10 protein-coding genes are annotated in these 14,711 nt (G+C 50.2%); 7 read left to right on the forward strand and 3 right to left on the reverse strand.

Annotated features, from left to right (window positions below; genetic code table 11):
• The first annotated feature begins 131 nt into the window (after nt 1-131).
• Both Mal48_RS05895 and Mal48_RS05900 read left to right on the forward strand, forming a co-directional pair.
• Nucleotides 132-3,260: an efflux RND transporter permease subunit gene (locus tag Mal48_RS05895; protein ID WP_145197041.1), complete on the forward strand. Its 3,129-nt coding sequence runs from the start codon at nt 132-134 to the stop codon at nt 3,258-3,260.
• Between the two features lie 173 nt (nt 3,261-3,433).
• On the forward strand, nt 3,434-3,868 hold the full coding sequence (locus Mal48_RS05900; RefSeq protein ID WP_145197043.1) for a potassium channel family protein: 435 nt from the start codon (nt 3,434-3,436) through the stop codon (nt 3,866-3,868).
• Between the two features lie 127 nt (nt 3,869-3,995).
• Here Mal48_RS05900 and Mal48_RS05905 read toward each other — a convergent pair whose 3' ends face one another.
• Nucleotides 3,996-5,435 carry a DUF1501 domain-containing protein gene (locus Mal48_RS05905; RefSeq protein ID WP_145197045.1) on the reverse strand — a complete coding sequence of 480 codons (1,440 nt, stop codon included), beginning with the start codon at nt 5,433-5,435 and terminating at the stop codon, nt 3,996-3,998.
• Between the two features lie 4 nt (nt 5,436-5,439).
• Nucleotides 5,440-7,752 carry a PSD1 and planctomycete cytochrome C domain-containing protein gene (locus Mal48_RS05910; protein WP_231739927.1) on the reverse strand — a complete coding sequence of 771 codons (2,313 nt, stop codon included), beginning with the start codon at nt 7,750-7,752 and terminating at the stop codon, nt 5,440-5,442.
• An 814-nt stretch (nt 7,753-8,566) separates the two neighbouring features.
• On the opposite strand from Mal48_RS05910, the gene Mal48_RS05915 reads away from it, so the two are divergent.
• From Mal48_RS05915 to Mal48_RS05930, 5 genes are all read left to right on the forward strand, one after another.
• Nucleotides 8,567-9,388 carry a DMT family transporter gene (locus Mal48_RS05915; protein ID WP_145197049.1) on the forward strand — a complete coding sequence of 274 codons (822 nt, stop codon included), beginning with the start codon at nt 8,567-8,569 and terminating at the stop codon, nt 9,386-9,388.
• A gap of 142 nt (nt 9,389-9,530) precedes the next feature.
• Nucleotides 9,531-9,704 carry a hypothetical protein gene (locus Mal48_RS23170; RefSeq protein ID WP_197442096.1) on the forward strand — a complete coding sequence of 58 codons (174 nt, stop codon included), beginning with the start codon at nt 9,531-9,533 and terminating at the stop codon, nt 9,702-9,704.
• 43 nt (nt 9,705-9,747) lie between these two features.
• Nucleotides 9,748-10,887: a trans-sulfuration enzyme family protein gene (locus Mal48_RS05920; protein ID WP_145197052.1), complete on the forward strand. Its 1,140-nt coding sequence runs from the start codon at nt 9,748-9,750 to the stop codon at nt 10,885-10,887.
• A 266-nt stretch (nt 10,888-11,153) separates the two neighbouring features.
• Nucleotides 11,154-12,239 carry a hypothetical protein gene (locus Mal48_RS05925; RefSeq protein WP_145197056.1) on the forward strand — a complete coding sequence of 362 codons (1,086 nt, stop codon included), beginning with the start codon at nt 11,154-11,156 and terminating at the stop codon, nt 12,237-12,239.
• Nucleotides 12,240-12,347: 108 nt separating this feature from the next.
• Entirely contained in the window at nt 12,348-13,772 is a 1,425-nt protein-coding gene (locus Mal48_RS05930) for a sulfatase (RefSeq protein WP_145197058.1), read from the forward strand.
• Between the two features lie 253 nt (nt 13,773-14,025).
• On the opposite strand, the gene Mal48_RS05935 is transcribed toward Mal48_RS05930, so the two are convergent.
• Nucleotides 14,026-14,355: a hypothetical protein gene (locus Mal48_RS05935; RefSeq protein ID WP_145197060.1), complete on the reverse strand. Its 330-nt coding sequence runs from the start codon at nt 14,353-14,355 to the stop codon at nt 14,026-14,028.
• Between the last annotated feature and the right edge of the window lie 356 nt (nt 14,356-14,711).

Below are 14,711 nucleotides of genomic sequence, written 5' to 3' on the forward strand. Positions count from 1 at the left end.
GGGTCAGTTTGTGTGATCCCTGACCGGATGCTCCCGCGAGGCTGTTCCAGACATTCTCTCCCTGGAGTGGGATTGTGGAATCGTCATCACCAGCGGATTCTCAATAACGCTCTCACCGGATTGACTTACTGATGTCACGTTTCTTTATTTACCGACCAATTTTTGCGACTGTCATTTCGATTGTGATCGTCATTGCCGGACTCGTCTCGTTCGGTTCCTTGCCGGTCTCTAAGTTTCCGGAAGTTGCTCCGCCAACAGTTCAGGTGAGTGCAGTTTATCCTGGTGCGAATGCAGAGACCGTTGCGGAAACTGTCGCAACTCCGATTGAGCAAGAAGTCAACGGTGTCGAAGGCATGATTTACATGGCCTCCACCAGTGCTAGCGATGGCTCATATACGCTGACCGTGACGTTCGAAGTCGGGGCAGATATGGATATGGCAACGGTTCTCGTGCAGAATCGTGTCTCAATTGCGGAGTCTCGTCTTCCTGACGAAGTTCGCCGGCAAGGGATCACCACCAAAAAGCAATCTACGCAAATTTTGCAGTTCATTGCGCTCTCTTCTCCTGATGGGGAATATGACGCACTTTATCTCAGTAACTACGCACTCACACTCAAGGATGAACTCAGCCGTGTCGCCGGAGTCGGAGAAGTCACCGTCTTCGGGGCAGGGGATTACAGCATGCGCGTCTGGCTTGATCCACGCTTGCTGAAACAACGTGGGTTGACCACTGAAGATGTCACCAGTGCGATTCAGGAACAAAATGTTCAAGTCGCAGCCGGTCAAATTGGAGCAGCACCGGCACCTCCGGGGACACCATTCGAACTGACTGTGAGCACGCAAGGGCGTCTTGCAGATGTCAAAGAGTTTGGGAACATCATCATCCGGACTGGAGAGAATGGACGAATCCTGCGAGTGAAAGATGTTGCTCGGGTCGAATTGGGGGCGAAAACATATACGTTCGATTCGACCTACAACGGAAAGCCGTCCACTTCGATCGCAATTTATCAGTTGCCTGGGGCGAATGCCCTGGAAACGGCGGAGGCAATCAAGCTGAAGCTTGAAGAATTGTCGAAAGCGAATAGTTGGCCGCAAGGGCTGGAATACTCTGTCCCGTTCGATACGACTCGTTTTGTGGAAGCTTCCATTCAAGAAGTTTACAGCACTCTTTTTGTAGCTGCCGCACTTGTTGTGATTGTGATCTTTATCTTCCTCCAGGATTGGCGATCCACCATTGTCCCGGTGGTCGCTATCCCGGTCTCGTTGATTGGAACATTCGCCATCATGAGTGGCCTGGGTTTTTCCATCAATATGCTCTCGCTGTTTGGGGTCGTACTCGCCATCGGAATTGTGGTGGACGATGCCATTGTGGTCGTCGAAAATGCAACCCGGCATTTAGAAAGAGGGCTCTCTCCGAGGGACGCCGCTGTGAAGGCGATGGAAGAAATTACAGGTCCGGTGATTGCAACGACTCTTGTGCTCTTAGCGGTTTTCGTCCCTACAGCATTCATGGGAGGGATTACCGGGGAGCTGAATCGCCAGTTCGCCCTGACGATTTCGGCAGCTGTCCTTATTAGTACCCTCAATGCACTGACGTTAAGCCCTGCGTTATGTGGGTTGATCCTTCGGCCACCAAAAGAGAAAGAGTTTGTTCTCTTCCGCTGGTTCAATAAGGGTTTTGATTTTGTCACGAACGGCTACACCGCAATCGCGAAGCGCCTTGTGCGAGTGATTGCAGTTGTAATGTTGGTTTATGTTGGCTTGGTCACGCTGACCGGTTGGTCCTACACACGTTTGCCAACGGGATTCGTTCCCACCGAAGATCAGGGATACATGTTTGTCAACGTCCAGTTACCTGACGGAGCATCAAGCCAGCGCTCGCAAGAGGTGATGTCAAAGCTAGATGGGATCTACAAAGAGATACCCGGTATCAAAGAGTGGGTGAGTATCTCGGGGTATTCTCTGTTGAGTGGGACTGCTGGTTCAAATCAGGGGCTTTCTGTTGTCATTTTCGATCCTTGGGATGAAAGGAAAGAACCTCACCTACAGCAAGATGCCATCGTCGGTGCTCTGCAAAGAAAAGTCAGTCGACTTCAGGAAGCGATCGTGTTTGGCTTTATTCCTCCTCCGATTGATGGTTTAGGGAACGCTGGGGGGTTCCAGATGGAAATCCAAGACAAAGGGAACGCCGGGCTGGGAGAACTCCAGGCGGCGGCCGATCAAATTACGACAGTCGGGAATTCGCAATCTGGTTTGCAAGCATTGAATTCAACCTTCCGTGCGAATGTTCCACAAATTTTTGTTGACGTCGATCGCACAAAAGCAAAAACGATGGATGTCCCGTTGAGTACTGTTTTCGGGACAATGCAGGCTTATCTCGGCTCTGCGTACGTCAACGATTTCACCTATCTCAATCGTTCGTATCAGGTTCGCGTTCAAGCCGAATCTGAGTTTCGAGCAAAGCCATCGGACATCGAAAGTCTTGATGTTCGCGACTCTACTGGAAAAATGGTTCCCCTTGGCTCTTTGGTCGATGTGCAAGACAAGTTTGGCCCCTCTGCGGTTCGCCGATACAACTTATACCCAAGTGCTTCGGTGAATGGCTCTGCTGCGGCAGGTTACAGTTCTGGACAAGGATTAGAGCTGATGGAAGAACTGGCGAATGCGGAACTTCCTGACGCATTCGGTTTCGAATGGACCGGAATGTCCTATCAGGAAAAGGTTGCAGCTGGAGGACAAGTGTTGATCTTTACACTCGCTGTCGTTTTTGTCTTTCTTGTTCTCGCTGCTCAGTACGAAAGCTGGAGGAGTCCCGCTGCGGTTATTGCAGTTGTTCCCTTAGCGGTCCTGGGAGTCGTGATCGCACTGATTTCTCGTGGAGCTGACAACAATACCTACACACAAATCGGGATCGTTTTGCTGGTTGCACTGGCAAGTAAAAATGCGATTCTGATCGTTGAATTTGCCGCCGAACAACGACGTGACGGCCTTCCTCTTCGTGAAGCAGCAGTCAATGCTGCACGCCTGCGATTTCGTGCCATTTTGATGACTGCATTCTCTTCAATCCTCGGATTCCTGCCGCTGCTCGTCGCAGTTGGAGCCGGAGCAGCGAGTCGTCAAGCGGTCGGAAACGCAGTTGTCGGCGGAATGATGGCGGCGACCGTCTTCTCGCTGATGTTCGTCCCGGTGTTCTTTGTTCTATTTTCCAGCAAGAAAGAAGTCGTAGCGGATTCTCCTGAGAAAGAAGCAGCTTCTTCATGATCTGCATCAATGTTTTTGACTGATGCTAGACATTTTTTGTTCTGTGACAACTACGATCGCGGTTCGAGAGAGAGCCTTTTGCTCTAATGTGTGCCCGTGTAGAATGCGTTTCACCGGTCAATTACTGTTCGCCACGAGGCAGAACTCGAACGCCAATTCGAAAAATGCGATAGATGATCACCGTCATTTTACTCTCGTCACTATTGGTCATCGTCTGCGTGGGGATTCATTACAACTCTCTGGTTTCACTTTCGAGCCTTCGTAGACGGTTTGGAGAGAAAAGAAAGTGGTGGATTAACCTTGTGATTTTGGGAGCATTGCTGACGCATGTCGTTGAGATGATGCTCTTTTCACTCTGTTATTCTTTACTCGGACCCTGGGATCGCTACGGATCGATTATTGATTCCAGCGGGAACCCCTCAGAAGATTACTGGTACTTCTCGTTCGTCGCTTATACATCTCTTGGGTTTGGTGACCTGACTCCCGTTGGTGCACTTCGATTCATGACAGCTTTGGAGACATTGACCGGTCTTGTACTCATCGCTTGGACAGCATCGTTCCTGTTTGTCGAAATGCAGAGCTGGGCTGAGGAAGCTCAACAAGAATAAACATTCCATAACAGTTGGTGCGGTCAGCGCATAAAATTAACGAGCTGTCGACCGGGACCATTGCCTTGGACGACGATGAGTCAAGCTCCATCTTTGCTACGCGTCTTAACCTTGCGATCAAAGTTGACTACGCCAGCAAGTCCTGAACAACGCTTCCGTGAACATCAGTCAGTCGATAATCGCGTCCCTGGTGACGATAGGTCATTCTCTCATGATCGAAGCCAAGGCAGTGGAGCAGGGTTGCGTGGAGATCATGGACTGAGACCGGTTTGTCAGCGACGTTGTAGCAGAAGTCGTCGGTTTGTCCGTAGCTGAGTCCCGGTTGAAACCCTCCTCCGGCGACCCACATCGTGAAGCATCTTGGGTGATGGTCGCGCCCGTAGTTATCGGAACTCAGCGCTTCCTGGCAGTAAATCGTCCGTCCAAATTCTCCGCCCCAGATGACGAGAGTCTCATCGAGTAAACCTCGTTGCTTGAGGTCAGTCACAAGTGCCGCAGAAGCCCGGTCTGTGTCTTTGCATTGTCCCGGAAGTTGCTTCGGCAGGTTTACGTGCTGATCCCATCCACGATGAAACAGTTGAATGTATCGGACTCCCCGTTCTGCCATCCGGCGAGCCTGTAAACAGTTGGCTGCGAACGTTCCGGGCTGTTTTGCATCCTCACCGTACAAATCAAATGTCGATTGAGGTTCGTTTGAGACATCGGTCAGTTCAGGAACTGAAGCCTGCATCCGAAAGGCCATTTCATATTGTGAAATCCGCGTTTCGATTTCCGGATCGAACGTTTCCTGCTGTTTGAGTTCATTCATTGCAGCCAGCGAGTCGAGCCATTTGCGACGATCAACTCGATTGAGTCCGGTTGGATTCGATAAGTAATGAACGGGATCGGATCCATTCCCGAATCGGACTCCCTGATGCTGTGACGGAATGAACCCGCTCCCCCACAACCGTTGATAGAGCGGTTGCCCATTTGGTCGTCCGGTTCCTTTTGATGACATCACCACAAAGGCAGGTAAATTCTGGTTTTCGTTCCCGAGTCCATAAGATAACCATGCTCCCATACTTGGCCGACCGGGGAGTTGACTGCCTGTCATCAAAAAAGTGATCGCTGGATCGTGGTTGATTGCATCGGTGTGCATCGACTTGATGAAGCACAAATCATCGGAAATGTTCGCGGTGTGTGGCATCAGGTTGCTCACCCAGGCTCCGCTCTTGCCATGCTGCTTGAAGTCGTAAATTGTCGGAGCAATACAGAGCCGATCCTGCTTCGCAGTCATTCCGGTTAAACGCTGTCCCATGCGGACAGAGTCCGGGAGTTCTTCGCCGTATCGCTCTGCGATTGCTGGTTTATGATCGAACAAATCCATCTGCGAAGGAGCGCCTGACTGGAACAGGTAAATCACCCGCTTCGCTTTAGCGGTTGTTTGTGGAATGCCTGAATCGGCGCCAGCTTTTGCAGGCAGGTTTCCCAGTAATGAACCGAGCGCAGCGACACCCAATCCGCTCGCACTACGTCCAAAGAAGTAGCGACGAGAAAGACGATTTGCATGCTCAGAAATCTGGTTCATCGCATTATTCCCGGTTGAGAGTTTCATCAAGATTCAGAATGAGGCTGACGATGGCCGTTCGTGCAGCGAGTTCAGAAACATCGATCGCCTGAACAATTTTTTTCTCCCCGATCTTGGCAAGCCCCTCTGCCCATTTTGGTTGCCAAGAATACTGAGTCCGATGGAACTCGAGTTGAGCGAGCAGGATTCCAAGCTCCTTCTTGGAGGGTTCCCGAATGAGCACCTGACTGAAGACTTCAGTAATCCAGTCTTCGTCTGAGATCTCGTCGACTTTCGCATCGATAATTGTTCGACTGGCGAGAATTCGTGCGGCTTCAACGTATGTCGGGTCGTTCATTAGGACCAGCGCTTGTAGCGGAGTGTTGGTCGTTGGACGCTTGACCTGACACATCTCACGGCTTTGAAAGTCGAAAGCATTCATCGCTGGGGGTTGAACAGTCCGGCGGATGAAGGTGTACAAGCTTCGGCGATAAAGGTCAGCACCAGTCGATTGCTCGTACTCTCGGGCGAAGGAGACCATTTCGCTCCAGACTCCCTCGGGCTGATACGGTTTCACAGACGGACCACCGATGCGGTCGTCTAACAAGCCTGCAACAGCGAGCGCTTGATCTCGAATCATTTCAGTACTGAGCCGGACTCGCGGACCGCGTGCTAACAGCCGGTTTCGAGGATCAATTCGATACTCTTCCTTGGTCGCTGAAGAGTCCTGCAAATACGTTGCACTGGTGACAATGAGGCGATGCATCGCTTTGACGTCCCAACCACTTTCAATAAATCGAATCGCCAGCCAGTCGAGCAACTCTGGATGTGAGGGGGCTTCGCCACGAGTTCCGAAATCTTCCGGAGTCGAGACCAGTCCGCGACCGAAGTGCATTTGCCAGTATCGATTGACTGCGACGCGGGCGGTCAAGGGATGCTTCGGGTCAAGTAGCCACTTTGCCAACCCCAACCGGTTTTCAGGTGCATCTTTTGGTAGTGACAGAATCTCAGCGGGGACATCGTGGCTCACTTCTGCTAAGGGTTGATCGTATTGACCTCGTTTCAAAATGTAGGTTTTCCGCGGTGTCGGAAGGTCCTTCATCACCATTGTCGTCAACGATTTCGAAAGGACTTCATCTCGTCGTTTTTTCAACTCCATCAGCTTGGAATACTCACCCTGAGCAGCATCGCCGAGGTCGATAATGTCTTGATCGATTTTCTCGATGACAGCCTGAGTTTCCTTGTCGTAATAATAGAGAGGCTGCGTGTTGCCATATCCGCGTCCAAATTCATCAACACTATTGAAGTAAGCGAGGAAAGAGTAAAACTCGCGCTGGCTCAACGGGTCAAACTTGTGATCGTGGCACCGCGCACAGCCGAGTGTGAGTCCCATCCATGTCGCTGAGGTTGTCTCGACGCGATCGACGACATACTCCATGCGGAACTCTTCAGGGATAATTCCATCTTCGTCGTTGACCCGATGGTTGCGATTGAATCCTGTCGCGATGATCTGCTCATCTGTCGCATCTGGAAGAAGATCGCCCGCAAGTTGCTCAATCGTAAACTGGTCAAACGGCATGTTCGAGTTGTACGCATTGATGACCCAGTCTCGCCACGGCCACATGGTTCTTGGAATGTCTCCCTGGTAACCACCCGAGTCAGCGTAGCGTGCCAAATCCATCCAGGTGGCAGCCATGTGCTCGCCGTATCGCGGAGAGGCGAGTAACCGGTCTACAAGCTTCTCGTAGGCATCTGAGGATTCATCTGCCAGGAAATTCTGAACTTCTTCCGTAGTTGGAGGCAGGCCGGTGAGATCGAGGGTCACTCTACGAATGAGAGTTCGTTTGTCAGCTGTCGATTTTGGACTCAGAGAAGAACCCTCAAGCCGCTTCAGAATAAAGTTGTCAATTTCATTGAGAGGCGAGCGAGCAGATTTTGTACTTACAGCAGGAACAAGCGGTTTTTGAGGCGTGAGAAACGCCCAGTGTTTGGCGTATGGAGCCCCTTGGGAGATCCACATTTTCAACATCTCGATTTCTTGAGCCGTCAATTGCCGCTTTGCGTCCGAGGGCGGCATTTTTTCTGAAACATCTTCGGAGAGAATTCGCTGAAGAAGAACAGACTGTTCAGGCTGACCGGGCACAATAATGGAATATCCATCACGTGCTTCGAGAGCGTTTTCAGCGGAATCGAGCTGTAAGTCAGCTTCGCGTGTTTCGACATCGCCACCGTGACAATGTAAGCAGGCGTCCGCCAGAATCGGACGAATGTCACGATTGAATTCGATCTCTCTTTCCGCTGCATTCGTAGTAAGAGGAGCGGTCAATAAAACTGACACCGTCAGTACATCACGAAACGCATTCCGCAGAAACAGGGGCATCCGGGTATTTAGAGAAGCGTTCATGAGTATGCAAAGCAAGAGTGCTGTATGAATTCACTGCAACCACGGGACAACGAGTCAACAAAGGCTGCTGAGGTAAATTGAGCAGCCTTTTCGGGTTCGCGAATTGATTCAGTCAGTCAATCAGGAATATCGGAATTGCGAATTGCCAGCGGCTTCATCGAATTGTGATGCCTCTGAAACCCGGGTAGTTTCGAATCAGTTTATGTTCGCAGATTGAGTTCAACTCTTCTCGAACAATGAGATGAACCTGCAGGAATTCAACTTGCAATGATCGGCTTCGAGTTCAACGAAGCACTGATGACAATTTTCGATCACTTGTGATCGGAGAAACGTTTTCATAGGAGCCCATTTTACCGCAGCCATTTTTTGATTGCACTTATTTTTTGCCCCAATCGCCCTTAACCAGATGATTCGTTGTTGAGGTGGGGGCTCACCTGAGCACTTACGTACATTCAATGTCCATGGAGAGATAGTTCTCCCCAGTAAACGCTGAACTCCTCGAGGTGGATCGCGCACACAATACGAAAAATGTTTTAGAACTGGTCTCAAAACTTGTATTCACTTCTCTGATACAGAGAAAGGTCGCGATTCCATAGGTGTTGAGACTGCTTCTAGAACCAGTCCGAGAACTTCTGGAATCGCCACTTTCCTCAACGTTTGAGAGAGCCGTTTCGCGTTTCAGGATCTGTTCTCACCTTTTCAGTGAAATCGTTTCTACGAATACGTTGTCTTCAATCTGTTGAAATTCATGTTCCGTTCGTCACAGCAATCTATCGCCCACATTCAAATGGGGTTTGCTATTCTTTTATTCGGAACTGCGCTGCCTGTAAGTCAGATCCTTACGAGTGAAGTTCATGTTTTTGACGGGACGGCGATTCGTCTGACGGTTGCAGCGATTTTATTTCTCCCCATGCTCTGGAATCGCCGCGATGAGATCCGCAGGATCGGAACAAGCGATGCACTCCTTGTGTTCCTCATAGCGACTTCACTCGTTGCTGTTTCCGGTTTGATGCTTTGCAGTACGAAATTTGCTCCTTGCACGGTGATTTGCACTGTCACCAGTTTCACTCCGATTGTGACGGCACTCGGTGCGATCATCTTCTTTCGAGATCGTCCCAAACGAAAGCAGCTTGGCTGGATCGTTGTTGCAGGCTGTAGTGCGTTGATTCTTCGATCTGCGTGCACTCGAGCAGAAGCGACAAATCAGGAATTTCTCTGGCTGGCACTTGGGGTTGGCTTGAGTGTCGCTGCCGTCTTTTGTGAAGCTGCCGGAATTTTATTTGCGAAGGTTGCGACCAGAACGCTTTCCCCGATGACGCTTGCCGCACTTTCGACATTAGTCTCGGTCCTGATTATCCTCCCGTTTGCGATTGCCGATGGAACTCCCATCTCGTGGACTTCACTATCGACAAAAGCCTGGCTGGCTGGCATCTGGTGGGGAGCTGGAGGAATCACTCTGGGAACATGGCTTTGGTATTCCGGAATCAAACAATCCTCGGCAACAACCGCAGCAGCCTTTCTCAGCTTGTTGCCCTTCGTCACCGTTGCGATCTCCTGGATTGTGAACTGAGTAATTAGGGCCCTGAGTAACTGGGGCGTTGAGTAATTAGGGCGTTGGCGGAACCGTTGATTGATTGGACATCGCCAGTTTCGCGACGACGGAGTATTCTCCCGGGGAGAGCGTTCAAGACCTTTGGCTGGAAATTCCTGTCATGACGAAATCTCTCAGTTTCTGGGATGGCAAAGTTCGATTTCCGGACCAATTCCCAAACTGCCGTAAAGCGGCGAACCTGTTCGGTAACGAACTTGTCGATATTTCCTGTTGCACTCTCTTTTTCGATGTGGCCGTTTCTCAGAATCGATTCACTCTCGACAAGCGTTTCTGACCCGATAGACTACCTGACCAGACACTCTTTGCAGGATGACGACATGGATTTTCAAACACGCTGCGTTCACACCGGAGTCAACAAAGACTCTGCATACAACAGTTGTACAACGCCCATTTATCCGAGCTCAACGTTCTATTGGAACGACCTCGAAACCAATAGCGGTTACGACTACACCCGGAGTGGAAATCCAACACGTCGAGCGTTGGAGGAAAACCTTGCTTCTCTCGAAGGGGGAATTGATTGCCGTGCCGTCAGCACTGGCATGTCAGCCATCACCGCAGCGATGTACCTCTTCAAACCGGGTGATCACATCATCACCGGAAACGACATTTACGGTGGGACATTCCGCCTGTTCTACGATGTCTTCACGTCGCAGGGATACAAGTTTTCGTTCGTGAACATGCGTGACCCCGACGCAGTCAAAGCAGCTATCAAGCCTGAGACAAAGGGATTGTGGATTGAAACGCCGAGCAACCCACTCCTGAACATCGTCAATATTGCAGACATGGTCGAAATTGCTCGCGAGAACAATCTCATTTCGATCTCCGATAACACATTTCTGTCACCTTACCTGCAACGTCCTCTCGACATGGGGGTTGATGTTGTTGTCCACTCGACGACGAAGTACCTCAACGGACATTCCGATGTTGTAGGTGGTGCTGTCATTACGAAAGAAACCGAGCATCAGGAACGTATCTCATACATCGTCAATGCGATGGGGCTGGCCTGTTCCCCGTTTGATGCATGGCTCGTCCTTCGTGGTGTGAAGACACTGGGACCACGAATGGAAGCTCATCAGCGAGGTGCTATCGCTGTCGCCAGAATGCTCGATGAACACCCCAAAGTTGAACGTGTTTACTACCCCGGACTGGAATCTCACCCGCAGCACGAACTTGCAAAGTCACAGCAAGAAGGCTTCGGAGCGATGTTGAGTTTCGATATCACGGAAGATCGTGCGTTCGCTGAGAAAGTCTTCAAGAACCTCAAGCTCTTTCAACTGGCTGAATCTCTCGGCGGTGTTGAATCACTCATCGAATACCCCGAAACCATGAGCCATGCTTCCATGACAGCAGAGGCCCGCAAAGAGGCAGGGATCAGCGAAAAAACGATCCGCGTCTCTATCGGAATCGAGTCGCCGGAAGACCTCGTCGCTGACATGAAGAACGGGCTTGATGCGTAGCGAAATCTGTCAACGGCGAAACGAAAGTGATGGCCTTGCGGCAAGTTAGAAACGGAGGGGCAAGGAGAATGCTTGCTCCCTCAACACTAACAGGGTGCAAACAGGGTGCAAGAATTTGAATCGTTTCTCACCTGGGGCCGCTCTTTCGGTTTGAAAACACTTTGAAGATGAAGGCGTCAAGACTGCTCCATCGTTGAGAATTTGCTCCCGCTGACGGTATGATAACGACCGCGCGGAGCCAATTTCTTCAACACGAGGATTAACAGATGCGACGGTCTTCACTTATTCTCACCCTGGGGCTGCTACTCGCTTGCCCTCCCGCCTACGCTGCCGATATTTACGGCCTCACCCCCGGCAATCCTGACATTAAATCGGCTGGACCAATGGCCTTCGGCCCCAGCGGAATTCTTTTCATTGGAGATCCAATGGGAGCGTCAGTCTTCGCCGTTCAGACTGGCGAAAAGAAAAGCTCTCCCGCCAAAGCTATGCACGAACTTGAAGGAGTCAGTGCAGCGATCAAAGATGTCCTCAAAGCGGATGTCAAAATCAACGACCTGGCAGTGAATCCGGAATCTGGAACAGTCTACATTCTGGTCACTGCAAAGGGGAAAGGCCCGGCACTGGTCAAAATCAACGGGAGCGAAGTAAAAGAAGTCTCGTTGAAAAACATTCCCTTTGCCAAAAAGGAACTCAGCAACGCCGCAGATGATGCCGTCGTGAAAGTGGGGCGTCGCGAGAAAAATTTACGAGGCGAATCAATCACGGACCTGGCTTTTGTTGATGGCGAAGTCATTGTCTCAGGTTACCGAAAGGGTGACTCTCCATCAGGAGTGACCGCCGTCGTCTTCCCGTTCAATAAAGCCGACAGAGGGGCAGGGCTTGAAATCTATCATGGTGCTCATGGGAAAAGCGAAGACTACTCAGCAATTCGCACATTTGTTCCATTCATCATCAATGGAGAAGCGAATCTTCTGGCCGGTTTTGTTTGCACACCATTGGTGAAGTTCCCCGTTTCAGCAGTCGAGTCATCAGACAAGATTACGGGAACAACTGTCGCTGAACTCGGAAATCGTAATCGACCGCTCGATATGATCGTTTACGAGAAGGATGGCAAGCGATTCCTGCTGCTTTCAAACAGCGCTCGCGGCGTTATGAAGATCAGCACGGAAGACATTGAAAATCAGAAACCAATCACATCACCTGTCCGGAATGGTGATGTTGCCGGTCAGCCTTTTGAAACCGTCAAAAGCCTGACCAATGTTGTCCAACTTGACAAGTTGAACGACACACACGCTGTCGTTCTGATTGCAGACGCTGATCAAATCGATCTGAAAACGGTTGAGCTCCCATAACGAGCAACGTCTGATTCGTCTTCATGTGATTCACATTGAATTCTCGGCCGTACACTTCTGAGTGTGCGGCTCTTTTTTTCCGTCCATGTGTACTTTTGAGGGGCAGCCATGAAATTTCTCCGCGTATTCTGTTTTGTTTCAATTGGCTTTTTTGTTGCGAACAGTTCGCACGCTGCCGAGAAAATGAACGTTCTGTTCATTGCCGTTGACGATCTGAATGACTGGATCAGCCCGCTTGGTGGATACAATGGCATCAAGACACCAAATCTTGAGCGTCTCGCGGAACGTGGGATGACGTTTACGAAAGCCTATTGTGCTGCTCCGGCGTGCAACCCTTCGCGAGCCTCGTTGATGACGGGTATTCGTCCCTGGAACAGTGGGGTTTACCTCAATCCGCAACCATGGCGACCAGCGATGCCCGATGCGGTCTTGCTCCCGAAGCATCTTTCACAACATGGTTATCACTCTGTCGGGGCAGGGAAGATCATGCACGGAAGATACGACGAACCCGAATCATGGGATGATTATCTGAAGAAAGGGAGCGATCCAAAACCGAGCCAGAAAGTCTTGAACGATCCGCATAGTAGAGCAGGGGGGATCATCTGGGGGGCGCTCGATGTCGAAGACGATCAGATGTTCGATTACAAAACAGCCAGCTACGCCATCGACTATTTAGAAGCAACACACGAGAAGCCTTTCTTCCTCGCCTGCGGAATCTATCGCCCACACATGCCTTGGCAGGTTCCACGAAAATACTACGACATGTACCCAGTCGATCAAATTAAAACACCGTATCTCCCCGATGGTGATCTCAAAGATGTTCCCGCAGCTGGCCTCAAGATGGCAAAGCCTCAGGGGGACCATGCGAAGATTCTGAAAACCAATAACTGGGACTACGCTGTGCAAGGATACCTAGCCAGTATCACTTTTGCCGATGCACAGGTCGGACGCGTCCTTGATGCGCTGGAAGCGAGCGAATTCAATGATAACACGGTGATTGTTCTGTGGGGCGACCACGGATGGCATCTTGGCGAGAAAGAACACTGGCGAAAATTTGCACTTTGGGAAGAGGCGACTCGAGTCCCATTTTTTATCTCGGTTCCCGGTATGACCAAACCGGGGGCTCGTTGTGATGCAACAGTCGATTTGATGAGTGTCTATCCCACTTTGTGCGAACTGTGTGATGTTCCCCTGCCGGAAAAGCTTGATGGAAAAAGTGTTGTCTCGCTGCTGAAAGATCCCGAAGCGGACTGGTCTCAGCCTGCCATCACGACACACGGAAGAAAAAATCATGCAATCCGTACCGACCGTTACCGCTATATTCAGTATGCGAACGGAGATGAAGAATTGTACGACCACAACGTCGATCCGGGGGAATTCAACAACCTTGCGAGTGAACCATCCATGAAGTCCACAATTACCGAGCTTCAGAAATGGCTTCCGAAAGAAAACGTCCCCGATGCCGAATTCGACAAAAACAAAACGAAATCAAAGAAGTCGAAGAAACCCAAAGCTGGCAGTAAGAAGTCCTGAAAAGTCTGTTGAGACCATTGTGGTTTGATCGGTATTCAAAATCTGGTTTGAGAGCAACCGGTTTGAGAGCAATAAAATAGAATAAGCGGCTGTTTCGGACAGAACCCCGAAACAACCGCTTATTTAGTCTTAGAGCAGTTTGCTCTATCGTCTGCCCTTGAAGAACACATTTTTCTAGTAAAAATGCTGTTCGCCACGAGGCAGATTCTGCAAACCAATTTGAAAGATGCTCTAGAAGCAGTCCGTTACAATTTTAGTTTCGTTTCGGACCTTCGTTCACAGGCACGTCGCAATCGATATCACATTGGTTGTTATCGCATTCATCTTGAGTGTCATTGAAAATTGATCCGCGTGTGTAAGCTGCAACGCCACCACCGTGTTGTTTTGATTTTGAAAAGCCGGAGTAGCAATAGCTTTGGTTTAGATTTCCGATGGCGTCGGCAACGTCGTTGAGTTCAGCGACGACAGCATGTTGGACTTCGCTAAGGCCAACAATCATTCCAATCACGAGGATAGTGGCGACGAGGACAAGCTCTGCGGAGACGATGAAGCCAGCTTCATCATTGAGCAATGTACGCAACATATTCAGTTCCCATTTTTTGTTTTGTGTTTTTTTGTTTTTTGCAACGACTCGACAAATGTGCCAAGTCGTTTGGCTGTGATCGAAGCTGATCCGATCGACCACAGGGATGTGACAATTGCCTTCGCCCAGGCAGTTGGCACAACAGAGCACGGGACGACGTGCTCTGCTTGAAGTGCAAGAGTGAAACGAGTTGTTTCCTCTTGTCATTGCATCAGGAACGCAGTCGTTGTGCCGCTTGTAAGAGTTCTCAGGCAAATGAAGCGATGTTTCAAATAGTCAACAAGGCATAACACGTTTAGAAATAACGTTTTGCAGCGATGTTGAGTTTTGTTTCCATTCAGGAAAAAAGATTCAAG

It is taken from the genome of Thalassoglobus polymorphus (genome assembly GCF_007744255.1).
GTDB lineage: Bacteria > Planctomycetota > Planctomycetia > Planctomycetales > Planctomycetaceae > Thalassoglobus > Thalassoglobus polymorphus.

Coding starts and splice junctions, on each gene's coding strand:
- Mal48_RS05895 (WP_145197041.1), top strand. CDS start 132: ATGTCACGTTTCTTTATTTACCGACCAATTTTTGCGACTGTCATTTCG.
- Mal48_RS05900 (WP_145197043.1), top strand. CDS start 3,434: ATGATCACCGTCATTTTACTCTCGTCACTATTGGTCATCGTCTGCGTG.
- Mal48_RS05905 (WP_145197045.1), bottom strand. CDS start 5,435: ATGAACCAGATTTCTGAGCATGCAAATCGTCTTTCTCGTCGCTACTTC.
- Mal48_RS05915 (WP_145197049.1), top strand. CDS start 8,567: ATGTTCCGTTCGTCACAGCAATCTATCGCCCACATTCAAATGGGGTTT.
- Mal48_RS23170 (WP_197442096.1), top strand. CDS start 9,531: ATGACGAAATCTCTCAGTTTCTGGGATGGCAAAGTTCGATTTCCGGAC.
- Mal48_RS05920 (WP_145197052.1), top strand. CDS start 9,748: ATGGATTTTCAAACACGCTGCGTTCACACCGGAGTCAACAAAGACTCT.
- Mal48_RS05925 (WP_145197056.1), top strand. CDS start 11,154: ATGCGACGGTCTTCACTTATTCTCACCCTGGGGCTGCTACTCGCTTGC.
- Mal48_RS05930 (WP_145197058.1), top strand. CDS start 12,348: ATGAAATTTCTCCGCGTATTCTGTTTTGTTTCAATTGGCTTTTTTGTT.
- Mal48_RS05935 (WP_145197060.1), bottom strand. CDS start 14,355: ATGTTGCGTACATTGCTCAATGATGAAGCTGGCTTCATCGTCTCCGCA.